Origin of the sequence: Alkalibacter mobilis, from assembly GCF_015594845.1 — a bacterium.
GTDB lineage: Bacteria > Bacillota > Clostridia > Eubacteriales > Alkalibacteraceae > Alkalibacter > Alkalibacter mobilis.
Window position 1 is genome coordinate 44479 of sequence record NZ_JADNRK010000009.1, and the last position, 25240, is coordinate 69718.

At 37.6% G+C, this 25240-nt stretch carries 22 protein-coding genes and 1 riboswitch; of the genes, 6 read left to right on the forward strand and 16 right to left on the reverse strand.

Features of this window, described 5'->3' with window-relative positions:
* Positions 1-11 precede the first annotated feature (11 nt).
* From IWB18_RS06510 to IWB18_RS06535, 6 genes are all read right to left on the reverse strand, one after another.
* Positions 12-1490 (reverse strand): ABC transporter substrate-binding protein, encoded by a 1479-nt coding sequence (locus tag IWB18_RS06510; protein WP_195682809.1) that lies wholly within the window; start codon positions 1488-1490, stop codon positions 12-14.
* 18 nt (positions 1491-1508) lie between these two features.
* A complete protein-coding gene (nikC, locus tag IWB18_RS06515; protein ID WP_207740767.1) occupies positions 1509-2321 on the reverse strand; it encodes a nickel transporter permease in 813 nt (270 codons plus the stop codon).
* Positions 2321-3253, reverse strand: coding sequence for a nickel ABC transporter permease (gene nikB, locus IWB18_RS06520; RefSeq protein ID WP_195682810.1), 933 nt, complete (start codon positions 3251-3253; stop codon positions 2321-2323). The genes nikC and nikB overlap by 1 nt, the downstream gene beginning before the upstream one ends.
* Before the next feature lie 59 nt (positions 3254-3312).
* Complete coding sequence (locus IWB18_RS06525) at positions 3313-4611, reverse strand: MATE family efflux transporter (protein ID WP_195682811.1); 1299 nt, start codon at positions 4609-4611, stop codon at positions 3313-3315.
* Between the two features lie 150 nt (positions 4612-4761).
* Positions 4762-4941, reverse strand: a riboswitch (cobalamin riboswitch).
* 86 nt (positions 4942-5027) lie between these two features.
* Positions 5028-5840: an epoxyqueuosine reductase gene (locus tag IWB18_RS06530; protein WP_195682812.1), complete on the reverse strand. Its 813-nt coding sequence runs from the start codon at positions 5838-5840 to the stop codon at positions 5028-5030.
* 171 nt (positions 5841-6011) lie between these two features.
* Positions 6012-7349, reverse strand: coding sequence for an FAD-dependent oxidoreductase (locus IWB18_RS06535; protein ID WP_195682813.1), 1338 nt, complete (start codon positions 7347-7349; stop codon positions 6012-6014).
* Between the two features lie 490 nt (positions 7350-7839).
* Between IWB18_RS06535 and rsxC the strand changes: the two genes are divergently transcribed.
* The 4 genes from rsxC (at position 7840) to IWB18_RS06555 (ending at position 11957) form a co-directional block, all read left to right on the forward strand.
* Complete coding sequence (gene rsxC / locus IWB18_RS06540; RefSeq protein WP_195682814.1) at positions 7840-9804, forward strand: electron transport complex subunit RsxC; 1965 nt, start codon at positions 7840-7842, stop codon at positions 9802-9804.
* A gap of 1 nt (position 9805) precedes the next feature.
* Complete coding sequence (locus IWB18_RS06545) at positions 9806-10435, forward strand: methylenetetrahydrofolate reductase C-terminal domain-containing protein (RefSeq protein ID WP_195682815.1); 630 nt, start codon at positions 9806-9808, stop codon at positions 10433-10435.
* Between the two features lie 63 nt (positions 10436-10498).
* Complete coding sequence (locus tag IWB18_RS06550; RefSeq protein WP_195682816.1) at positions 10499-11380, forward strand: methylenetetrahydrofolate reductase; 882 nt, start codon at positions 10499-10501, stop codon at positions 11378-11380.
* Positions 11381-11564: 184 nt separating this feature from the next.
* On the forward strand, positions 11565-11957 hold the full coding sequence (locus IWB18_RS06555; protein WP_195682817.1) for a pyridoxamine 5'-phosphate oxidase family protein: 393 nt from the start codon (positions 11565-11567) through the stop codon (positions 11955-11957).
* Here the strand turns inward: IWB18_RS06555 and IWB18_RS06560 are convergent.
* The 8 genes from IWB18_RS06560 to IWB18_RS06595 form a co-directional block, all read right to left on the reverse strand.
* A complete protein-coding gene (locus IWB18_RS06560; protein ID WP_195682818.1) occupies positions 11941-12123 on the reverse strand; it encodes a hypothetical protein in 183 nt (60 codons plus the stop codon). The genes IWB18_RS06555 and IWB18_RS06560 overlap by 17 nt on opposite strands.
* A 133-nt stretch (positions 12124-12256) precedes the next feature.
* Positions 12257-15484 carry a DEAD/DEAH box helicase gene (locus tag IWB18_RS06565; RefSeq protein WP_207740768.1) on the reverse strand — a complete coding sequence of 1076 codons (3228 nt, stop codon included), beginning with the start codon at positions 15482-15484 and terminating at the stop codon, positions 12257-12259.
* 182 nt (positions 15485-15666) lie between these two features.
* Complete coding sequence (locus tag IWB18_RS06570; protein WP_195682819.1) at positions 15667-17037, reverse strand: FAD-binding oxidoreductase; 1371 nt, start codon at positions 17035-17037, stop codon at positions 15667-15669.
* 175 nt (positions 17038-17212) lie between these two features.
* Positions 17213-18424, reverse strand: a complete 1212-nt coding sequence (locus IWB18_RS06575; RefSeq protein ID WP_195682820.1) for an EAL and HDOD domain-containing protein — start codon at positions 18422-18424, stop codon at positions 17213-17215.
* Positions 18425-18603: 179 nt separating this feature from the next.
* Entirely contained in the window at positions 18604-18768 is a 165-nt protein-coding gene (locus IWB18_RS06580; protein ID WP_195682821.1) for a FeoB-associated Cys-rich membrane protein, read from the reverse strand.
* 1 nt (position 18769) lies between these two features.
* Positions 18770-20770 carry a ferrous iron transporter B gene (gene feoB, locus IWB18_RS06585; RefSeq protein WP_195682822.1) on the reverse strand — a complete coding sequence of 667 codons (2001 nt, stop codon included), beginning with the start codon at positions 20768-20770 and terminating at the stop codon, positions 18770-18772.
* Between the two features lie 111 nt (positions 20771-20881).
* Positions 20882-21190 carry a FeoA family protein gene (locus tag IWB18_RS06590; RefSeq protein WP_225877787.1) on the reverse strand — a complete coding sequence of 103 codons (309 nt, stop codon included), beginning with the start codon at positions 21188-21190 and terminating at the stop codon, positions 20882-20884.
* A gap of 16 nt (positions 21191-21206) precedes the next feature.
* Complete coding sequence (locus IWB18_RS06595) at positions 21207-21593, reverse strand: metal-dependent transcriptional regulator (protein ID WP_195682823.1); 387 nt, start codon at positions 21591-21593, stop codon at positions 21207-21209.
* Between the two features lie 408 nt (positions 21594-22001).
* Between IWB18_RS06595 and IWB18_RS06600 the strand changes: the two genes are divergently transcribed.
* Complete coding sequence (locus IWB18_RS06600; protein ID WP_195682824.1) at positions 22002-22346, forward strand: (2Fe-2S)-binding protein; 345 nt, start codon at positions 22002-22004, stop codon at positions 22344-22346.
* Between the two features lie 77 nt (positions 22347-22423).
* Complete coding sequence (locus IWB18_RS06605) at positions 22424-22795, forward strand: VOC family protein (protein ID WP_195682825.1); 372 nt, start codon at positions 22424-22426, stop codon at positions 22793-22795.
* Between the two features lie 92 nt (positions 22796-22887).
* Here IWB18_RS06605 and IWB18_RS06610 read toward each other — a convergent pair whose 3' ends face one another.
* Positions 22888-23382: an ECF transporter S component gene (locus IWB18_RS06610; RefSeq protein ID WP_195682826.1), complete on the reverse strand. Its 495-nt coding sequence runs from the start codon at positions 23380-23382 to the stop codon at positions 22888-22890.
* Between the two features lie 111 nt (positions 23383-23493).
* Positions 23494-25236 carry an NADH-dependent [FeFe] hydrogenase, group A6 gene (locus IWB18_RS06615; RefSeq protein WP_195682827.1) on the reverse strand — a complete coding sequence of 581 codons (1743 nt, stop codon included), beginning with the start codon at positions 25234-25236 and terminating at the stop codon, positions 23494-23496.
* Positions 25237-25240: the final 4 nt, after the last annotated feature.

Here is a 25240-nt window from a genome sequence, read left to right on the forward strand (position 1 = left end):
AGTCCTATCTTTCACTGATTTTTGAAACCTAATCTCTCATCTATATAGTAGATTTCAGATATAAATCTATGAACTCCGTCTATTTCACTGCTGACTACTACGTTGCCCTCTTGATAATACATGAAAAGTGAGGCAACATCCTCGACCAACAACTTTGCGCCCTCGATTCCCAACTGTTCTCTTTCTTGTTTTTCAGTTGCGTCATTTAACTTGTCGCAAATTTCATCAAATTTAGAATTTGAATAATTTCCGAAATTGCCTGCACTTCCGGTTTTATAGCTTGCATCAAAAAAATATTGGGGATCCCCAGAAGGAGCGGAAGTCCATCTTTCCCACAATAGATCAAATTCTCCCTTTTTTGCAATATCAGAGTAGTTCTCAACTTGAAAAACTTCTAATCCAATACCTATATCTTTATATTGAGATTGCATCGCAATGCCAATATTATTTGCTCCCGCTCCATGGTTGGTCCTGGAGTAATACTTCAATATTATATTCTCACCGTCTAACTCTCTGATCCCATCGCCGTCCGTGTCCACTATGCCGGCATCATCCAACAATTCTTTTGCCTTTTCAGGAGAATACTCGTGCACATCTTCTCCCGAGGATCCGAATGGCAGCATGCTGTTGAAAGGCCCCTTTGCATTTATACCATGTACAATATTATCTGCGTATGTCTGCTTGTCAATTCCATAAGCTAGAGCCTGCCTGAATTCTTTACTCTGCATATAAGGTTTTTCCATGTTCAGTCTTAAAAGGAATACTCTAAGATTCGCTCCCTTTAATACGACATACCTGTCATCATCTTTAAACAATCTTAAATCGTTAGTCTCAATTTGTGGAGCAAAATCGATTTCTCCTGATTGCAACATCATGGCTCGGGTAGTGCCATCTTGTACGTATTTAACATCAACCGTATCAATACCGATTTCACCACTCCAATGATATTCATTTTTTGATAATTTCATCCCGCTATCGGGATCAAATTCATCTACTAATTTTATAGTCAACATTTGCCCTTCAGCATCAATTGAATCCAAATTGAATTTTACATCTTCACGATCAGTTAATAGCAAGGCTCTCTCAATGGATTGTTTACAACTATCTGCAGTAACATTTTTTCCATTTTGAAATTTCACATTTTCCCTGATATTAAACACATACGTTTTTTCGTCAACTTCTGCATAACTTTCGGCCACGACCGGTTTAACATTCAAGTTCTCATCAATTTGAATCAGATTTTCTCCAATTCCGCAACGCGTCAATGTCCAACCATTCCAACCCTCAGTAGGTTCAATATTTGGATCGAGCCAAAAAATTGCCATATTGAGATTTTTGTCTTCACTGGAATTTATATTTGAATTGCTTGTTTCTCCTTCCCCCAACCCTGCCTGATTGGAATCGTCTTTCTGGCATCCAGCCCCAACAAACGCAATATTGATTATCATAATCATAATTATAGCGTAGAGAACTAAACTGTTCCTTTTCATTGTTATCCCCCTCAAATATTAAATATTTTTTATATCTAAAAAATCTCTTGTCATATCACCCAAAACATTAAAAAGCGATACCGTCAAGAAAATTGCCAAACCAGGATATAGAAGCAGCCAGGGTGCAGTCTGCAGATAGGCTCTGCCTTCATTCAACATGTTGCCCCACTCGGGTATGGGTGGTTGAACTCCCAATCCTAAAAAAGAAAGACCTGCCAAAGCCAACATTATATTGCCGATATCCAAAACAAATTGAACTGCAAGCGGCGACACGATGTTTGGCAGTATATATTTAAAGACGCATCTTAATGTTCCTGCTCCCGCCATTCTTGCAGCAGCAAGGTATTCCGAATTTTTAATCGATATCACCAAAACTCTTGTCAGACGGGCATATTTAGTCCACCATATTATCGATAAGGCAAATATTGTATTTTTTATTCCCGGACCAATTATTCCCACTATTCCAATTGCAAATACTATTTCAGGAAATGACAATATTACATCTATCAACCTAGTTATAAATGAATCAACAACTTTTCCTGACATTCCGGCTACCGTTCCTATTCCAACTCCAAATATGAACACCATTCCCAATAGTGAAAATGTCATCCCGAGCGATACCCTCGCTCCATATAAGATTCTTGACAACACGCATCTCCCTACCTGATCAGTTCCCAAAAGATAGTTCTCACCCGGCTTTTCAAGAACGTGTTCAAAATCTGTATGCAAAGGATCATTTGGAGCACATAAAGGGGCGACTAAAGCAAAAAAAATAAAAATAACAGCCACAGCCAAAATTTTATAATAGATATTTTTTTTAATCGCATTCATTAATTTTCTTCTCTCAATCTTGGATCAAGTATTATTGTAACAACGTCCACAACAAAATTAACGTTTACGTATATGATCGACATCAACAATACGTACGATTGCAATACAGGATAATCTCTATATGTAACAGATTGCAATGCCAATGAACCCAGTCCCTGCCAGGAAAATATATTTTCAACTATTACCGTACCTCCCAGCAATAGTGCCACTGACAAGCCCAACAAAGTCAAAATACCAAGTATCGAATTAGGCAGGACATTTCGCAAAAGAATGCTGAGCTCACCAGCACCTCTCGATCTTTCACCCAAAACGTAGTTTTTTGAGTACTCATCCAGTATGGCGGCCCGTATAATTCTTGTGTATCTGCCTATTAAAGGTACTGCTAATGTAAATGCCGGTAAAACAACGCTTTTTACAGACTGTTGATCCATAATCTTAAACCATTGAAATTTTACTGTAAATGTATATATCAAAATCAATCCCAACCAAAAGGTAGGTACAGAAATTTCTAGAAAGGAAATTATCCTGATCGTATGATCTACGGGTTTGCTTTTAAATACGGCTGATAAAAAACCTAGTGGAAATGATATTCCGACCAATAATATAAAAGCAGTTACCGCCAATTTGATACTCATCCCCAGCCGGGGAATCACCCTGTCCCAGACAGCTTCACCTGAAACATAGGATGTTCCCAAATCCCCGTGCAAAACTCCCTTCAACCATCTGCCGAATTGTATTATAAATGAATCATCCAAGCCCATTTCAGTTCTTGTTTTTTCTAAAACTTCAGATGTTGGTATCGTATCGTGAGCACTTAACAACAGTTCTGCGGGATCTCCGGGAGCGATGTAAACCATGGCAAAAGTAAAAAATGAAACTACAAACATGACAATTAGAAGATGTACCATCCTAGTTAAAATATATTTTTTCATCGAGCACCTCACTTGTTTTCAAATCACATCTCAAATCGAAATATCATCCGAGGATTAAGCTATTCAATATTCAAAAACAGTTTTTTTCGTGACATATAAAGATACAAACTTCTAGTCAAGCTAAAAAGGATAAATGCCAGCCACAAACCGTGATTTCCTATCATTGGAATCGCTACGGATCTAATCAGCATAAATACACCCAAAGCTGCCAATAGAGAATTCCTAACAGGACCTGTTAAAGTGCAGCCAGTATATAATCCGTACAAAATCAATCCATATCCTATTGAAAACGGAAAGATAATAAGCCAAATCTTGTAGTCTATGCATAAATCTATTATTTGATTCAAATCAGTAAATAATCCAAAAATCTTATCCCCTGCAACAATCATGATCGTTGCCGTAAGTATTGCAATTATCAATGAATACAAATTTGAGATTGCAATTACGGAATCAAGACTTTTTTTATCACCTGCCCCTTTGAATCTACCTGCAAATATACTCGATGCATTTGCAAAACCGTCAAAGAAATATGAAATTATATATTGGATTTGAAATAGGATTGCATTCGCAGCCAAGAGATCCTTTCCAAATTCAGCACTTTGCTTCATAAAGATATTGGTCATTGTCAACAAACATATCGTTCGTATCATAAGATCGGAGTTCACAGTAAAAATTTTTTTTAACGCCTTCAAGTGAATTGCTTCAGGAATAAATTTTAAAATTTCCATCCCATCAAGGCTTTTGTATATAATGATAAATCCAACGATAAATCCATAAATTTGTGAAATCAAGGTGGCCAATGCAACACCTCGAACATTGAAACCCAGAAAAATGACAAACATTACATCCAAAAATATATTCAGCACGTTTGTAGATATTTGCAGAAATAAGGTTTCTCTAATCAGTCTCTTTCCCATAAGCCAACCGATATTTACGTAACTTATCAATACGAATGGAGCACCCCAGACCAGAATTTCAAAATATGACAGCGCTGAATTCAACACCTCTCTACTATCGCCATATAAACTACTCACAACCATCTTTACTGGATATTGGAGAATAATTATAGATGATCCTATAAGCACTGCTAAAAGAAAAGGTCTCAAAAAAGAAAGTGTCAAATCTTTTTCGCTGCCTCTCCCATCAGCTTGGGCTGTAAACCCTGAAGTACTGACTCTTAAAAATCCAAAAAGCCAATAAATTGTATTAAAAATCACCGTTCCTATGGCCACTCCACCTATATAGACAGAATTGTTCAAATGTCCGACTACTGCAGTATCGACTGCTCCTAAAATCGGCTGAGTTATCGTTGAAATTACCAAAGGGATCGCAAGTCTTAAATAATCGAGGTGTTTCATATCATTCTCCATTCATGAACAAGTCTACTTGTTGATTGTAAAAGTCAATTATATTTCATGCTAAAAATAAAAAGTCTCTCGGCAATTGCCAAGAGACTTTATCCCATCTTATAAAGTAACTTATCTTATTTTGCACGAAAATCCCTATCGCCAAAACCATTTCTTAAGGCAGGTCTCCTGACTTGCAGATCGTTCTCACTTTGGCCTTCCCGGTTTATACCAGTGGCATCTTCAAAGTTTGTAGCTGCTTACAGTGGTGGGTCCGTGTCGGATTTCAACCGACTTCCCTATTCTCCTTTTTTACAAGGCACCTTAATACTTTAAATATTTTATTGTGATTTTGATTATATCAATTTACAATTTTTCTTTCAAGCAATTTTTTCAATCGATTTTTTAATACAACTCTTATCTTATCATCAGACCTCTTGATATTTTATTGGAATAGTCATGGAACACGGCACCCCGCACAGGCACTTCCCACAGGTATCTCCTATGCCAATTTCATACTCTGGAATTATTTTTTCATAAATCTGTTCATTACATTTTTTGCGATCAAATACTACCTCCTGATTCTTAAGTGTAAAGGCATCATTGACGCATTTTTCAATGCATTTTTTACACGATCCATCGTGTTTAAAAAGACAATACTCCTCATCATTCCTGATCGTGGCCTTCAACTTCATGTCGGTTACAATACTTCCAAGCCTGCCGCAACAGCCTCTTTCTGTAATAAACATATTGTTAACTCCAAATTTTCCAATCCCTGAAATGTACGCTACGCTTCTGTGGGACCAGTCACTTTTTAGCTTGACTTCATCGTAATTGTACGTTGCCGGCAGTAGAGATGCCTTATAACCTTTTTCAGTTATTTTATCAAACAAATATTTATTGAGATCGCCTATCAAATTGTTTGTTTCTATCGATGCGATGTCCCACTCTTTGGAGCTTTCTTCCCCGCCGATATTGCTTTTTATCACTTTCTTTGAAAAAGGTATGAAAAATGTGATCACCGATTTTGCGCTTGGAACCAAATCATGAGGCATAGCATGTGTGGGTCCAATAATCTTTTTTAATTGCAGAAACATTTCGTCCTCTGCGTTGGCAAATCCTACAATGGGGTCTCGCCAATCTGACTCTGTGTTATTTTGGAACTTATAATTTTTCACATGATCTGTTATCCATTCGATGATTTTGTTGTTCAAGCCGTCAGCTCCTTTGACTCTATTCATTTAAATTTGCATTTGTTCTCACATGTTTTTATATCTCGATATTTTGATCATTTTATTTTCTTGATTTTCAACATCATCATAGAGTAATTTTATCAGTAGTGACGATGATTACAATATTAAAAATAAAAATTCCACTCTTAATTTAAAAGAATGGAATTTGGACTTTCTGATTTATTTTGCCGTTATTGCCTTTAAACCTGCCTGATGAAGAATATAATGGTTGGGAGATGCCGTTCCCAGTGGGTGCGTTCCATAATTATAACTGTACAAGTCCATTGCTCCTACGTTGTTTTGAATTGCAATTCCCAGGGTGTTTACTACCTCCGCAACTTCCTTGTCACCAATAAGTTGAGCTCCCAATAATTTTAGGTCTGCGCTATCAAAAAAGAATACTGATCTTGTTACTATTGTTCCTGGCAGTGTTCCCGGATGATGATTTGGTGCCGATACTTCAACTTCGACCACTTCAAATCCTTCATTTAGGCACTGTGCCTTTGTCATCCCGGCAGCTGCAAAGTACTTGCCTCCAACTGAAGTAGAAAAAAGATTCATAATACCTATGACTGACAATGGTTTCTTTTGGTCACCTAAATTAAGAGCAGCATTACGCCCTTCTTTTGCCGCCACGGATGCCAACCTAATATTGCTTGTCTTGTTTGTAAATATATCGATTTTTGACGCACAGTCTCCGATAGCAAATATATCCTCGTCTGAAGTCTGCTGGAACTCATTTACTTTTATAGCTTTTCGGTCATCCAGGTCCAGATCAATCATTTTTGCCAAATCTACGTTGGGATATGCACCAATCGCCACAATTACCAAGTCTGCGTCGATCAATTGACCGTCACCGAGTTTGACTCTCTCAACTGACTCTTTGCCTTCAAAGCTTTCTACTCCAACACCGGTGATTATATTGATATTATGAGATTTTAGCACGTCCTCTATTTCAATTGAAATATGAGGTTCAAAAGCAACACTTAAACAATGATCTGCCAGTTCAACCAAAGTAATTGACTTGTTACCCATCTTGGTTATTTCATCCGCAAGTTCAATCCCTATAAAACCTCCACCTACAATCACAACCGACTTGGCTTTTTCAATCTCTTTTTTTAACTCTACCACTTTATCAAGATCTTTTTCAATTACGTGAATTCCCCTTAATTCTCTTCCTGGAAACGGTGGAAAAACTGGATGTGATCCAGTAGCCAAAATAAGATTGTCGTAGTCAAATACCTTTCCGCTCTTGGTTTTTACATGCTTTGTTTCGGGATCTATTTCGACTGCATCGTCGATCACCATCTTTACGTTGTTATCCAGAAGATTCTTATCTGTTGAAAGATTTTCATTTGGATCGTCCAGCGTACCAAAAGCATATGGAATCCCGCAAGGAACAGGACCTCTCTCATTACTTCTTATTAGCGTATACTCAATATCATCATTCATAGCAAAAGAAGCATTTAGAAATCCCTTTGCTCCCACGCCTCCGCCTATTACAACAACTTTTTTCAATTTTGCTCCTCCTTAAAAAATTTTATCGAGCATTTACATCTATCTAGAATTTGTAAACGGTCGTTTATGTATTAATTATCTACAACATGATTCTACTCCTATACCCCCGAGGGTGTCAATAATATTTTCGACATATGTCATTAACTTTTTAATTTAAAATTATTTTGTGTAAAATACCACACATCGCCAAAATCTATATATTGTATTTATTGTCGCTTTTACACTTTGATTTCGCACATATATCTTATTATTTTCAATGATGCTATTCTATTTTTCATATATTGATTATTAGAAAAATAATTATGTAAATGTATTTTTTTACTCCACAATCCTCTAGATATTCGCAGAATATTGTGCTAAACTTGATTAAGATTTTTGTAATCCTTATCATAAGATTTTTAAATCAGTTTTTTGCAAGTTCAGTTACCAAAATTTCCAAAAAATATTTAATGTAATTCAATTTTACTAAGTTTGATGGAGGGGGATATAATTGGAAAATTATACCAAGTTTAAGCTGAAAAGAAAGGAAGAGTTAACCCCGTTTCTTGAAGACAAGGACAACTTGTTTATCCTTGCATGCAACAAATGCTTCAAGGAATTTGAAATTGGCGACGAGCCTGAGTGCAGCAATTTAGAGCAACTTGCCAAGGAACAGGGTAAAACTGTAGTTGGTTCAGCAAAAATCGATTTTCTATGTAACGAAACACTGACTTCAAAGTTGCTTCAATCAATAGTACCTGAAGAAGCTGAGGATATCTTTGTTATTTCCTGCGGTCTGGGCATTCAAACAGTCGCAGAGCAGTTGGAGAATCCGGTTTATGCTGCCAGTGACACCATTTCCGTAGATGGTCAGCACGGCATGGCTTTGACTACAACACTTTGTGATGCGTGCGGGCAATGTTATTTGAATCTTACAGGTGGTATTTGCCCAATTGTTGACTGTGCAAAAAGTTTGCTTAACGGTCAATGCGGTGGAGCAAAAGACGGTAAATGTGAAGTGGATAAAAATAAGGATTGCGCATGGGAAAAAATCTATAACAAAATGGAAAGTTTGGGAAGACTTGATGAGTTGCTTGCACAACAAGTAGAGGTTCGGGATTACTCAAAAATAAACCATAAATTCATCAACCAATATGTCACTTCAGTTCGCGAAAGCAGATTTGAAGGTTATTATGGCGGCGTTCATCCCAGCGAGAAAAAAGAATTTAGCGAAAACATCGATCTGGTTTCATTCCCGGAACCAAGAACTGTTGTTATTCCATTATCGCAACATGCAGGTGCTCCCGCTGATTTGATCGTAGAAGTTGGACAAACTGTAAAAGTAGGACAAAAATTAGCTGAAGCCAACGGCTTTGTCAGCAGTCCGATCCACTCAAGCGTCAGCGGTACAGTAGTCGCTGTTGAACCAAGACTCCACCCGATCCAAGGAATTAAAACCATGGCTGTGGTTATACAATCAGATGGTGAAAATTCAATTCACGAATCAGTTAAGCCGGCAAAGGATCTGAATGATATCACCAGAGATGAAATTATCGAGCTTATCAGGGAAAAAGGGATCGTAGGCATGGGTGGCGCTGGATTCCCGACGTCAGTAAAATTAAAAGCACCACAGAAGGTACACACTGTACTTCTTAACGGTTGTGAGTGCGAGCCCATGCTGACTGCAGACCATAAGTTAATGACTACATATCCGGAAGAGATCATCTTTGGTATGAAAACTCTGATCAAAGGGTCTGGAGCAGAAAAAGGCGTTATCGTAATAGAAGACAATAAGCATGATGCAATAGAAATTTTAGAGGCAAAAACGGCGGATATTCCTAATATTGAAGTCGCTGTTGTAAAAACAAAGTACCCGCAAGGTGCAGAAAAAATGCTTGTTAAACGTATGTTGGGTGTAGAAATTCCCAGTGGCGGTTTCCCAACGGATGTAGGGGCCTTAGTAGCAAACGTCAGTACTGCAAAAGCAGTTTCCGATGCCATGCAGACAGGAATGCCTCTTGTTGAAAGAATCGTCAGCGTTACAGGTGAAAGAATTAAAAATCCAGGTAACTATCTGGTAAAAAATGGTACATCAGTAAAAGACATAATAGAGCATTGCGGTGGAGTTAAAGGGGACGATACGACTATCAAACTAGGCGGTCCGATGATGGGCTTTGAGGTTCGTGATCTTAATGTTCCAGTTATAAAAAGCACTAATGGCGTCATTGCTGTTGAAACCAAAGTATCTGAAGCAGTCGAATGCATCAAGTGCGGACGATGTGTGGATGTTTGTCCGATGGAACTAAAACCACTATATTATACCAAATATGCCCCAGCTGAAAACTGGGAAGGCATGAAAGAACAAAACGTTATGGATTGTATTGAATGCGGTTCCTGTTCATATATCTGTTCTTCAAAAATACCGATTGTGGACAGAATCAAAATCGGAAAAAAAGCTATAAGGGAGGGTAAATAAAATGTTGATTACCCAACTAAAATCAAAAGAAACTATAGAGTCACTGGCTAAAGGAAAAACTTTCATCGTCAACTGTCACGGTTGCAAAGAGGTTTATTTTGCTGAACACGAAGCAGAAGAGTTGCAAAAGGAATTATCAGAAACCAACGATATAACTCAAATCGTTACTACAGATTACATCTGCCACCCGGACAATTTGGCTTTACAGCTGAAAAAACACATGGATAAAATCAAAGATGCAGATACTGTCATTGTATTTTCTTGTGGTGTAGGGATACAAACTGTTGCAAAATATCTGGACGACAAGCGAGTCTATTCCGGATGCGACACATTTCCTTTACCTGGCTTCCAAGGTGTTACTCCTTTGCAGGTTGACTGCGCACAATGCGGAGAATGTTACCTTAATTACACAGGCGGCATATGCCCCATCACTTCCTGCTCGAAAAGTCTGGTCAACGGACAATGTGGCGGCGCCAAGGATGGAATGTGTGAAGTTGACAAAGAAATGGAATGCGGATGGGAACGTATTTACAGAAAACTAGAGAAACTAAACAAGTTGGACACCTTGAAATATGAACCTAAAGTGCGCAACTATTGGCATCCGGATGCTGAACAGACAGACGCTGAATAAAATTATATCAACAAAAATTTGCGAATAATTAATAAGAAAATGATGATTAGGAGTGATTAAGTAATGAGACTAACCGAGTTTTTTGATCGTGGTGAATTTGTAGTAACTGCTGAAGTAGGACCTCCAAAAGGGTTTCATATCGAACATTTAGTTGAGGAAGCCAATGAATTTTTAAAAGGCAGAGTTCACGCAGTGAATGTTACAGACAACCAGTCCTCTGTAATGAGACTAGGTTCACTGGCTACTTGTAAAGTTCTTAAAGACAACGGATTGAATACTATATTTCAAGTAACTTGTCGTGATAGAAATAGAATCGCACTGCAGTCTGACATCTTGAGTGCTGCACTATTGGGCATTGACAACTTGCTGTTGCTTACCGGCGACCACACAACATTAGGTGACCACCCACAGGCAAAACCTGTATTCGATTTGGATTCTGTATCATTGACTCACGCTGTTAAGCGTATGGAAGAAGGATTTGATATAGCTGGAAATGCAATAGACGGAGAATTTCCTAAATTTTCAAAAGGTGCTGTTGTTTCTCCTTGCAGCGATTCAGTAGATGCACAGTTGGCTAAAATGGAGCAAAAAGTTAAAGCTGGTGTTGAATATTTCCAAACTCAAGGCGTGTACGAACCTGAAAAATTCATCAAATTCATGGATAAGGCCAAGCAGTTTGGCGTACCTGTACAACTTGGAATCATCATTCCGAAAAATGTGGGCATGGTCAGATACATGAATGCAAACGTAGCTGGTGTTCACGTTCCTGATGATATGATTGAAGAGTTGAAGGCTGATAAAGAAAAGACTAAAGCAGGTATTACCGGCGTAGAAATTTCCGCCAGAATTATTAAAGAATGTAAAGATTACTGCCAAGGAGTGCACATTATGGCACTAGGCTGGGAATCAAAGATCCCTGCAATTCTTGACCAAGCTGGATTATAATAATCAAGAACCTACAAAAGATCATTTCAGATATCATTTCTGAGGTGATCTTTTCTGATTTACAACCTCTGTTTAAGCATAAATATTTTTAACTAAATAAATATCTATGCATCCATTATAACCCTTAATGTGATATCATGTTGATTAAGTAGATGATCGTAAAAATCGATAGGAGGATGTTAGAATGCATGATGTGTACGAATTTCTTAAAAAATGTGGAACCTACTATTTGGCAACAGTGGAAGATGATCAGCCAAGGGTTAGACCTTTTGGGACAGTCGATTTATTTGAAGGAAAAATTTATATTCAAACCGGAAAAGTCAAGTCTGTATCAAAACAAATGGAAACCAATCCCAAGGTGGAGATATGTGCTTACAACGGCGACAAGTGGTTGCGAGTCTCAGCAACCGTAGTGCGTGATGACCGAACAGAAGCCAAAGAGCATATGCTTGAAGCTTATCCAATGTTAAAAAGCATCTATTCAGCCACTGACGACAATACTGAAGTCCTGTTCTTAAGAGATGCTACTGCTACTTTCAGTTCCTTTTCTGAAGAACCTACTACTGTAATATTTTAAATTTAAAAAAGACAACACGGATTTGGGTCAATCCCCGAATCCGTGTATTAATTAATGTTTCACTTGCCAATTTCGATATTTCAAATCTTATCGTTTCCATCATATCAAACTGCTCTGGAATCTTTTCTGGTTTCATAATAAACACATTTTTCTTTTCTACACCCATGAGGATGACGTTCAACATGTTCACACCTTATTATTTCAGTAGTCAGTGGAAACTTTACGCCCAAATACTTTTCTGCCAGCTCTATTCCTTCCAAACAAAAGGGACAAACAAAAGGGACGGTTCTTTTTGTTTGTTATTCAGCCTTACTGGCTAATTCCAGTAACTTGGCAGGCATTCGATTTCTAAGTTGCCACACTATACTAATAGGAGCTGAACCTTCGTGGCGAACATAATCAGCAAAGCCTAAACAGGTATAAAGACCAGTAAAACCTTGATCTTGTTTGTAAGCCCTTGCAAATAAAAGAACTTTTCGATCACTGCCATTTTGATTTACATATCTTTGCCCTGTAGGAGATTGTATCGTAGTCCTACTCTGACTTTGCCAATGAAAGAGTTTTTCATTAATGGCATAATCATCATATAGAGTAGTTTCTGTAAAATCCGCCTCACTTTTATTAAGAGTAATAAAAAATACATCCATGTCTTGCTCACTTAAATATAAAACTCCTTCTCGAAAAGGGTAACACTTTTTATACGTGTGTTTACCGAGAGCTGAAAGAATCATATTTACTGTGTAGGCACCATAAAGTTCGAGTGCTCCATTCAACTCTCCCAAAGGCATCGTTACTTGGTCTTGCTGGTCGTAAGTATACTGAACAACTGCCATAAGCTCGTCAAAATAACATTTATGTCCAAATAGCATAATTAAAGCATCTTCAAGATTCATCCCGTTTTTATCTGCTCCATCTGATAAAAATGTATAATAAAGAATATTCAGGTAAATCATTTTCAATTCATTCGATACTTTGCTATTGGAATCATTTTTCATAAATTGTTCAAGTTTAAAATTTTTGTTTCTGTAATCAGGCAAGTTTTCCAAGAGCCATTTGAGCCAATGAACTGCCTTCACTTGCGATAATCTTGCGTATCCTTTACCTAACAGTTTATCCAAATCCTTGCTAGATCCAGGCTGCTCAGAAAGCCCAGATATTGTTGCATTTTTTGAATCTATTTTATATACTTCAATGGGGCTAACATGCCAATATCTAAAAAACTCCAAAAAATTATTTGAGTGGTTGCCATGCTTCCAATCTTTGATTTTGCGAAGTACTTGCCTCTTGTTGTTAACAGCGCCTGCAATGTGATCTAGAACTGTTTTCTGTGCCACTTTTTCCAGATATATAGCACACCCTTTTGGTACATGAACAAAGCCAGCTTCTATTTCCTGAGTGACAGACTTTCTGGTTTGCTTCATAAGAGCTCTAAAGCGCCCTTCAAAATTGTATTCCGCTCTTTGACGTCCTACAAAATCTATAACAGTTAATGCTTCTTTTCCCTGTGACAATCTAAGTCCTCTTCCAAGTTGTTGTAAAAAAACAGTCAAGCTCTCAGTCGGCCTTAAAAAAAGAACCGTATTAATTTCCGGTATGTCAACCCCTTCATTGTAGATATCTACTACAAACACAAATAATATCTTTCCTAAAACAAGTCTTTGTTTGACGCTTTCTCTGATTTCAGGATCGGAATCAGCAGTTAAGCAATCTGACGGAATCCCTGAGTCATTAAAATAGCCTGCCATGAACTCTGCATGCTTTTTTGAAACACAAAATCCTATCCCTTTGATTTCGGACCAGTCCAAAGCGTAATTTTCAATAGCTAATTTTATTTGTTCAGCACGCATTTGTGCTTGAAATTCATCCAATACAATTAAATTATTCAAGTCTTCAACGCTGTATCTCCCAGCTTGCCATCTAACCTGTCTGTAATCAATGTTGTCACTAACTCCAAAATAATGAAATGGACTTAAAAGCTTTCTTTCGATGGCTTCCACTAATCTTAATTGAATGGCATCTGGATTATCAAAATGTTCAAAAATACTTTGGCCGTCTGCTCTCTCAGGTGTAGCTGTAAGTCCCAGTAGTATTTTGGGTTTAAAGTGATCAAGCAAGTCTTTATAAGAAGGTGCTGCCGCGTGATGAAATTCATCTACAACAATAAAATCGTAATAATTCGACGGTAGACTTTCAATAAAACCCGTTGAGTTTAAAGACTGTATGGAAACAAATACGTGTTCTAAACTTTCTGGTCTGATTCCATCTACCAGCAAACCGCCAAAATTTGATTGTCTGAGAATATTTCTGTAACATTGCAGACTTTGAATCAAGATTTCTTTTCTATGCGCTACAAATAGCAGTCTAGCTCTGTCATTACCTTTTTGATATCGTTTATAATCAAAAGCTGATACTACTGTTTTCCCAGTTCCTGTTGCAGCAACAACCAAGTTTTTAAAGTGACCGTGTACCCTACGTTCAGCGTCAAGTTGATCTAAGATTTCCTGTTGATAATGGTGTGGTGTTATGTCAAAATAATGAACATCAAGTGCGGAATTTTTCCCTGAATCAATGCCTTTGCCTTTTTGAAGCGCAATTTTCAATTTATTTGCATCCGTTCTCGGATTAAATAAAACAAATTCAGTGCTGTTCCAATAAGTTTCAAAAGTTGCATCAATCTTTTGCAATACAGGTTTCGAATCATATTCGGAAATTTTAATATTCCATTCCAAACCACTAGTCATGGCACTCTCAGACAAATTTGAAGATCCAATATAAGCCGTACTAAATCCTGTATCTCTCCAAAAGACATACGTTTTTGCGTGCAGTCTTGTTCGTTCGGTATCGTAAGAAATTTTTATTTCAGCATTTTTAAGTTCTGACAACCACAGTACCGCTTTATAATCTGTTGCCCCCAAATAAGATGTTGTAATAACTCTAAGCTTGCCACCTTTTTCGGTAAATTCTTTCAATTCATCCATAATTAGCCTAAGTCCGGTCCATTTGACAAATGAGACTAGCCAATCTATCTGTTTGCAACTTAATATTTCTCTGCGAATTTCTGAATCCATTCTTGGTTCTTGTGCTGCTCCCGTGAACAAGGTTTGCCTTGCAACACTGGTGGTTGGTCTCGTAACTACCCACTTGGATTTTTTATTTATCAACCCTGTCTGTTTTTCAGCTATGGCCAGCAGCATCTCTCCTTCTTTGTGGATCCAATAATTATCAAGTCGTCTGATTAAATCCACGTCAGGGTTCGGTTGTTTAGACAAAAAATGCGCCATATATCTAATCAACTCGTTTGCCAAGGATACTCTGTCTTCAATTTCGTGATCTCTTCGATCAAGAGATATAAATACCTTGCTTATAATCTTTGCCAAATAATTTGACAAAACTTCTTGTGATGTGACCGAATCAATAGGACTTTTTTGAATACAAAATTCAAACTCGCTAGTAAGATTCTCCAACTCATTATGAATCACTTCATTTACAACCTGCTCATATATTCCAATAGGTAAAATTGATTTCAAAACCTCTCACCTGCTTTGCATATATTTTAAAAATTCAATTTATAACTGGTTATATTTTTGATTATATCACAAGAAAACAAAAGGGACGGTTCTTTTTGTTTCTTTACAAGCATTATAGCTCAACAAAAAGAGCCTCACTTTCAACTAATCGTATAAAAGTCAGGCTCAATAAATTTTAAATTCTACATTACAAAATCGTTGGTCTCTTCTTTATCAGATCCGTTTTCCAATCCTCTGGCAGCTCTGCAAGTTTTATCATAAAGATCCCTGAATATGCAATCCGGGTCAGTTCTCATTTTGACGTTATAGTAATTTTCTTTATTCCATATGCTCCAAAATTCCTTTTCAGAGTATAAGTTTGTCGAAATAAGAGTTTTTATGGCACCTATCTCAGAAAGTTTATTTTCCAAAATTTTATAATAGTATTCTGGATTTTTTCTTCTCATGCCATATAGAGCAATATCGAGAAATAGCTCATCCTCGACGTTTTTCAAGAAATCGTCTGATATCCACTCGTATTTATGGACAACCTTGTACGGTACACACCACAAGGGAAAATGATTTATCTCCTTAATATACCATTCGGTAAACTCTTCCATTTTTGAAAAGGGAATAAATGTATCAAGTGTAACCGGAATACTGTCTGGAGGAATAATTTTTCTGAAAGTATTGGCGAATTTCAGAGCATTATTGGAATTCATCGCCCTTCCAAATAATAACCTGCAAACTAACGATTTAGGATGCACGTTCGTAACCCCTTTGTTGTATCTGAAAAAATAGTCCGAAGTCTCCAGATAATCCTCCTGACGTTTTGAGGTGCTCAAGTAATAAATTCTCATCCAGTCATAATTGTGGGTATATGGAGCTTCATCAACAAACTCTCCGGCACTCAAAACATACTCGTTCGGTGAATGAATTATTCCATCCATAAAATCGAGGTCTTTTTTAATGTAATGATCCCAGATTTCTGCCTTGTACTCTTCAAGAGTCTTACATTTGTGATATGTTACTTTAACGAACTTTTTTGCAGGTAAAAGTCTAAATTTAAGCAACGTGATTATACCCAAAGTTCCGAATGTACCATGCATCATCTGAAATATAAGTTTATTCTCATTGTTGGGAGTACATTTAAGCACCTCTCCTTTTGCAGTTACGACCTCATATTCTATGCAACTGTCATGAAATCCCCCTAATTTATATGACATTGATTCTATAGAGCAACCTGCAACCGCTCCACCTATTGTTATTGTCTTAAGCTCAGAAACTACTGCAGGTACAAGATCATGCTTTAATGTGGCTGCAACAAGTTTCTCAAAAGTCACTCCTGGTTCAGCAATACAAGTACGATTTTCTACGTCAATTAATATTATTTCATCGAGATCGCTGATATCAAGCTTATCATCCGAGTATTTCTTGTCTTTTGGCTTAGGTACGGTATGAGAAACTGTTCTTTTTCTCAAACTCAAAGGTGAAGTTGTTTTACGTTCCCTCAATTCTTGAACAATCCTGTTGATTTTAACATCATGTGAATTCATGTCCGTTCTCATCCCCATTCATTTAGGCTGTTGCGAAGACAAATCTAATAATTAACTGTTCTTGTTAATTCCAATAGTAGAAATTGACTGAACCTTAAACATTTGTATATTTATACCCTCACCTATACAATATAAATCTATTATAGTGAAAACAAAAAGAACCGTCCCTTTTGTTCCTTTCCTTTTGCTCTTTTTAATAAATCATGTCCATTATTTCCTTTGACCATTTCACCGACTCCAAATAATGATCGTATATGGCATTTTGTTCAATATTGATTTCTTTTGCCAGGGAATCTATTTCTGACCACTCACCTATTTCGTATGCTTCAATGATTTTTTTTATAATGGATAACTCTCCTTGGCTTAGAACAAGGGCATTGGAAACTTTTGGGGATAAAGTAATATCTTTTAACGCATCTTCCATATCCATATCCAGGATTGCATCGATAGTACTGAAAAGCCCCATTATTGCTGCTTCATGTTTTGATTTTTTCAGATTGCTTGATAAAGCTATCAGCTCCGACAACTTTGAACGAATCAAAGAAATGCGTACAAGTTCCTTAGGTTTGTTTACGCCCAATTCCTGGATCATCAATACCTTGATCCACCTCTCCAATTCTTTTAATCCCATAAATGTCAATGCCCGTTTGATTGAATAGATCAGGTCATCTCCTACCCTTGCACTAACAACTCTCAATAATCTATATGCAAGATTAACATCCATCTCAATTATTTCCGCCAATTTTTGATACGATGGTTCCTCATAATCAAGTTCTTGAAGGATCCTTAGATATTGGATTTTTGTCGTCGTTATTGTTTCATTCTTTTGTCCGACTACTGAAGGCTTGCTGAAAAAATAACCCTGAAATAATTTAAAACCCATTTCCTTGGCTTTCAAAAACTCCTCTTCCGTTTCAATTTTCTCTGCCAATAAGATTTTTCTATCTTTTAAAGCTTTTTCCACACTAATTTCTATTGTCTCCAAAGGAGTAGCGATTATATCATGTTTAATAATATCTGCATATTTTACCAAGGGATACTCTTCGTAGCTCTCAACAAAATCATCCAGAGCGATTTCATAACCATTGTTTGACAAGCACTGAATTCTCTCTATAAGCAAAGGGTCCAATTCAACATTCTCAAGCACCTCTATGACCAGCCTATTTTTATCCAACAATTCTACCAGATCCAATTCCAAGAGTTCTCTGTTAAAATTTATAAAGGCCCTTTTGTTCTCTACAATGGTTTCTATTCCTGATTCGAACAAGCTTGTTATTATGCTTGCAGTAGCCTGGGTTTCTGTGGCACCTCCAAATCCGCTTGAGTCCCTTTCCAATCTGAATAGCAATTCATATCCGTATACATCTTTATTGGTTTTAAATATTGGTTGTCTTGCGATATACATGCTTAACCTCACATAAACTTTTTTTAACTTACTCAATTATTATATCAGTAGAGACGGATTCTTACTATGTTTTGGTTCAATTATCGATCATTCTATTTTCTAAATCGATTAGTGATGGTAAACAAAAAAACAAACAAAAAGAACCGTCCCTTTTGTTTGTCCCTTTTGTTTGTTTTACATCATTTTATATCACATTCACCGGTATTTTGTATCCCACCACTGCAACTAGTGTTGTATGGACAGGATGCGCAACCTCCACCTTTTTTCTTATCTTTGTAAATTTTGTAAACAGCACTTGAAATGATCATTCCTACTACTAAAAATACGATCAGATTCTCCAACATCTTAACCCAACTCCTTTAAAGCTTCGTATTCTTCTTGATTATTTCTCTGCATCAAGTAAAAAATGATCCCAATGATGAATGCTACGGCTATAAGACCTGGTACAAAAGCGTTTCCAAATGAACCTGTCGTTATCAATGTGCCCACCTGGTATACAATAAATGAAACAACGTAACCCATACTCAATTGGAAAGCGATTCCTCCCCAAAGCCATTTTCTGCTTTCCATTTCTGCATTCATGGCTCCGATAGCTGCAAAACATGGTGGTGTAAACAGATTGAACATTAAATAAGCCAAAGCTGCCACAGAGCTCAATCCCATGATCGAAGCTACATCATTTGCTCCTGATACTAAGGCCAACTCTTCAGTATCTATAAAGTTGCTGATTCCATATACAACTGCCAAGGTGCCAACCACATTCTCTTTTGCTATAAACCCGGTAATGGCTGCAGCTGCCAATTGCCACACACCAAATCCCAAAGGCAATAATAAGTATGCAAACGGATTTGCGAGACTGGCTAGAATACTTGTATTTTCCATACCTTCCGCCACAAGCTGAAAATTCCAGTTGAAAGTCTGCATTATTTGTATGGCTGCGTTACAAACAAGAATTATTGTTGCTGCCTTAATTATGAAGGCTTTTGCTCTTGACATCATAGAGACATATGCTCTTTTGATGCTGGGCAGTCTATATTCCGGCAATTCCATAATGAAATAAGATTTTGCAGAACTTTCTTTGGTTATTCTTCGAACGATCAGAGCTCCACCGATAATTATTCCTATGCCTACAAAATACATTGATGTACCTACCCATGCGGCGTTTTCAAAAAACACCCCGGAAAATAATGCGATCACTGGCAGTTTTGCACCACAAGGCATAAAAGGAGTCAACATGGCTGTAGTTCGCCGTTGTCTTTCATCTCTAATTGTTCGAGTAGCCATAACGCCGGGTATTGCACATCCGGTACCTATTATCATCGGTATGATAGACTTTCCTGAAAGTCCAACTTTTTTTAGATATCTGTCCATAACTACTGCTACTCTGGCCATGTAGCCACTGTCTTCCAACAAGGCAAGTTGAAAGAACAAAACCATGATCAATGGCAGAAAACCAATCAGTGCTCCCACACCGCCTATGATTCCGTCCAAAAGCAGAGTGCTCAATAGAGGTGATATATTTTCACCCATTATCCCGTCTACAAAAACGTACAATTTATCGATCCAACCAACAAAATAGTCTGCAATCAATGGTCCTAGCCAACTTTGAGAAATAGAAAACACCAAGTAGATAACAGCTGCAAATATTGGTATGCCCAATATTTTGTTGGCAACTATTCGATCAATGGCATCTTGTCTGGTCTGTTTTTTACTTTCTACTTCCCTAATTTCCGTTTCTTTTACCAACTTGTCTACAAATCTGAATCGTTCCTTATCTTTGGCTTCGTATGCTTTTTTATCCAACTCATCATTATTCAAAATAGAGCTTTGGAAAGGTGCTTTTTGTCCTTTTCCGGAAACTTTCACTGCCTGGTCTATGATTTCAACCATTCCCTTCTTTAGGATGGATGAAGTTTCAACAACCGGACAACCTAGTTTTTTTGACAGTACTTTTAAATTTATAGTGATTCCTTTATTTTTCAGCAAATCAATTTTGTTTAGTGCAACTACGACAGGTATTCCCAACTCAAGCAGTTGCGTTGTTAATAAGAGACTTCTACTTAAATTTGTGGCATCCACAATATTTATAATAACATCAGGTTGTTCATTTTTGACAAAATTACTTGTGATGCTTTCTTCAGAAGAATATGGAGACATTGAATATGCACCAGGTAAATCAACGATTCGAATTTTCGTACCGGTTTTGTTCCAATCTCCTTTAACGTCTCCCTCTTTTTTATCTACTGTTACACCAGCCCAGTTTCCTACATGTTCCACTTTCCCGGTTATAACATTGAATAAAGTTGTTTTTCCGCTATTTGGGTTTCCTGTTAATGCTATTCTCATTGGTGACCTCCTAAGGTATAATATTATAAGTTCATAAGTTTAATTGTTAGACTAAGTTAACTTTTACTTTAAAATTTTTTTCTCTTACGCAAAAGCAACATAATCCGGGTCTTATTCAGTATTTCCGATCCGGATTACACTTGCCAATTGTGAATCTATGCTGTATCTGGCATCTTTTATATGAATTATATAATTATCTGCCAAAGCTGAAATCAATGTGATTTTCTCTCCTTCAAAACATCCCAAAGTAAAAAGAAAGTCTTTCATTACTTGATCTTCAGTATCAATTCCTTTTATTTCATATGTTGCGTCAATTGCCGCATGAGTTAGATTGATTTTGGCTTCTATGTTGGTTTCTTTAATTTTCCCATGACGATTTCGCTTTCGTCTAAATAATCCACTACCCATTGTCAATTCCATATTAACCTCCCCATTTCTATTTTCCTGCCAATTGATCTATTTCTTCCAAATACATTTCGATTGCCTTTATCATTTCGTCACTTATGATGTGTTCCATCTTGCAAGCATTTTTTGCAGCTTCAGATGGGTTCAATTTCAATGATTTTTCCAAGAAACGTGAAATCGAATAATGCTTTTTGACGATCTCCCTGGAGATTGTCTCCCCTTTATCTGTTAATGTAATATGTCCGTAAGTTTCCTTATTGACCAATCCTTCTTCTTTTAATTGATTCATGGTCTTAGAAACACTAGCTTTCGAAACATTCATCATGTTTGCTATGTCTATAACATGGGCATGTCCATGATTTTCTTGTATAAAATAGATTGTTTCTAGATACATTTCTACAGACTCACTTAGATTCATATTACATCTCCTTGGCATTTTGTTAACTCAGGTTAACTTATTAACAGTTTAATACACATTGTTATACTTGTCAAACTTTTTTTCGTATGATGACAACGAAAACTTTCAATATTACCTTATTCGTTTTCAATAAACTCTTTACAGTTATCTCGCCTTTTTCATAAACAAAACTGTCCATTAGCTCTTGGCTTGCAAAATGAAGTACACTTATTTTCAAAATCCAGTGCTCTAAAAAATATGTTAAACTCAAATTACGACTAATGACTTCTAATTCAAATGCAAACAAAAAGAACCGTCCCTGCTGTTTTACTGCTGTTTTGTTTTTTTAAGCAACTTGACAATCAATCTTAAATATCAGAAAATGAAAAGTAGTACATTATTACAATATGAAATCAGGAGGCGTTTTTTATGGCAGCAAACAGAATCATTTGTACGACTAACGATGTGGATTACATTGCAATTAGAAGGGCTATGATCGGCGGTGCAAGAACTGTCAATGATTTAAAGGAAAAAATTTGTGTGTGTGGTGAATGTGAAGGGTGCAAAACAGAATTGCCGATCATTTTATCTACCGTGTGCGGATGTGAAAAGGTTTCTTACGATGCGGTTTTAGCTGCTATAAAAGCTGGTGCTGATACTGTAGAGAAAGTTGGAGAAGCTACAAAAGCCGGAACCGGAATCGACAAGGAAACCGGTGAACCTTGTGGTCGTTGTAAACCACTTATCCAAAACATGATCGATCTTGGGAGATAAAAATAAGCTTACCGTTGACTTTATTTGACTAAATATAATGGGTAAATATCAGGTATTACGAATTGAGGAGAATAGAGATGGGAATAGGTGCGTTTTCATTAAGTTTAGCAGTCGAAGATATCCATAAATCAAAAGTATTTTATGAAGCATTAGGTTTTGAGGCTTTTCATGGCGATATAGCTGAAAACTGGTTGATCATGAAAAATGATGACTGTGTCATTGGTCTATTCCAAGGCATGTTTGATAGCAATATCATGACATTCAACCCCGGTTGGAACAACAACGCAGAAGCACTTGAAGAATTCACAGATATTCGTGACCTTCAAAAAGAGTTGATCGACAAAGGCATCTCCTTTGTTGAAAAAGCCGACCCACAAGGTTCAGGACCAGCTAGTTTTATGATTAAAGACCCTGATGGCAACACTATACTCGTAGATCAGCATGTGTAAAAAATCAAGCGATTCAACCGTTAACTGGGTGAATCGCTTTTTATAATCATACTCTCCAAACAAAAAGAACCGTCCCTTTTGTTTCGTCCCTTTTATTCAACCATTCTTTTAGGCAGATAATGCACTACCAGTAAGGCAACGCTCCCCCCCACCAGTGCTGTATAAAGCTGTGGCAAGGACAAAGTTGCTATGACTGGTGCCGGCAAATTAGGCATAAAGAACATAGCCAACAATCTTACTCCTCCGGCCAATACTATGAATTTTAAGACTGCAGCGATTATCAAACCAATGATTCGATTTTTCCGGCCAAACACCCAGAAAACCAATGAATAGGCACAATTGCCCAATATGATAACTGGTACTACTGGAAAAAGCCCCATGATCCCCACAAGGAAAGCAATTATCGGTGTCAAGGAACCTACCACTACTGCTCCCCAGGGTCCTACCAATATTACGGACAATATTAACAACATGTTGATCAATGGTCCCACTACAGGCTGTGCAAATGGTGCAAGCCCTATTTGAATCACCAGTGCCAATGCCAGCAATAATCCTGTTTTAGTTATAAATTCTACTTCTCTACTCATATGTACTCCTCCAATGCAAGTTATCGTATAATGCTTCTCTATGATACTTTAAAGAATAATACCTTATTTTATACTTAAAAGAGCAGCGGCAGAAACCACTGCTCTTTGAAACTAAATTCTTTCTTTAGGTGAATAATGAGTATGCAATAATTTATGTGCTCTATCTCCGTAGGGTTCTCCAAGAAACTCTTCATACAACTTCAAAACTTCTTGATTCTTGTGGGATTTTCGTACTTTCATGCCTGCATCCTCTCGATAAATTGCTTCTTGACGTTTGCGCAGGATTTCCATGTCTCCATGATGGTAAGGTTGTCCGCCCCCACCAATGCAGCCTCCCGGGCATGCCATGATTTCAATTGCATGATAATTGGATTTTCCTTCGCGAATCTCTTCCAAGAGTTTTCTAGCATTTCCCAATCCATGTGCAATACCGATATTCAGAGATTTATCTCCAATTTCTACCGTGGCGCTTCTTATACCTTCCAGACCTCTAAGTTGTTTGAATTCTACATTTTCCAGTTCATCTCCGGTTATCCATTCATATGCTGTTCTAACCGCAGCTTCAATAACACCACCTGTTGTGCCAAATATAACAGCTGCCCCTGTACTTTCACCCAGGATCGAGTCAAATTCGCCCACAGGAAGATGAGCAAAATTTGTTCCCGCTTCTTTTAGCATGGCTCCAAACTCACGTGTCGTTAGAACAAGGTCTACATTGTGCATATGATCTATATCCATTTCTTCTCTGGCAGCTTCAGTCTTTTTAGCCAGACAAGGCATGATGGATACAACTACGATATCTTTTGGGTCCAATCCTACTTTCTTTGCATAGTATGTCTTTGCAATTGCACCAAACATCATTTGTGGAGACTTGCATGTTGATGGTATATCCAATAAATCCGGGAATTGGTGCTCAATAAACCTTACCCAAGCTGGACAGCAACTGGTCAAAATAGGTAGCCGCCCATTATTCTCCAATCTATGTACCAATTCAGATGCTTCTTCCAAAATGGTCAAATCTGCTGCAAAATCCGTATCAAAAACACCGTCGAATCCCAGACGTCTCAATGAAGTTGCAAGTTGTCCCGTGCTTATGGTTCCCGGATCCATGTCAAACATTTCGCCAATGGCAACTCGAATTGCCGGTGCCACTTGGGCCACTACGTGTTTGGTGGGATCGTTAAGCGCTGCTACTACACTACGGACGTTGTTGACTTCAGTAAGTGCCCCTGTCGGACATACTGCAACACATTGTCCACAAAACGTACATGAAGTATCTACCATGTTAAGATGGAATGCGGGACCTACGTGAGCGGCAAATCCTCTGGAAACAGCAGATAATATACCGCAAGTCTGAACTTCGTTGCACATGGTTTCGCATCTACGGCACATGATGCATTTTTCGGGATCTTTGACCAATGAAAGTGAGGAATGGTCAATCTCATGCAACATTCTTTCTCCTTCGTAACTGATTTCCATGACGCCAAGGCGCTGTGCCAGTTCCTGGAGCTCGCATTCCAAGTTTTTACTGCAAGTCAAACATTCTTTAGGATGATTTGATAATAGTAATTCAACATTTGTTCTTCTGGCTGCAATTGCCTTAGGCGAATCGGTTCGAACCACCATTCCGTCTGTAACGATTTCTGCACAAGAAGGAACAAGTGCCGGTCGTCCCTCAACTTCCACTACGCATACACGACATGATGCGGTTTGGTTGGCAATATCAAATCCTTCCAGATTCAGATAACATAAGGTCGGTATCTGAATGTCCACCATTTTCGCCGCTTCCAATATTGTGGAATTCGCATTTACTTCCACTTCAATATCATTTATAGTAACTTTTACGGTTTCCATCGTT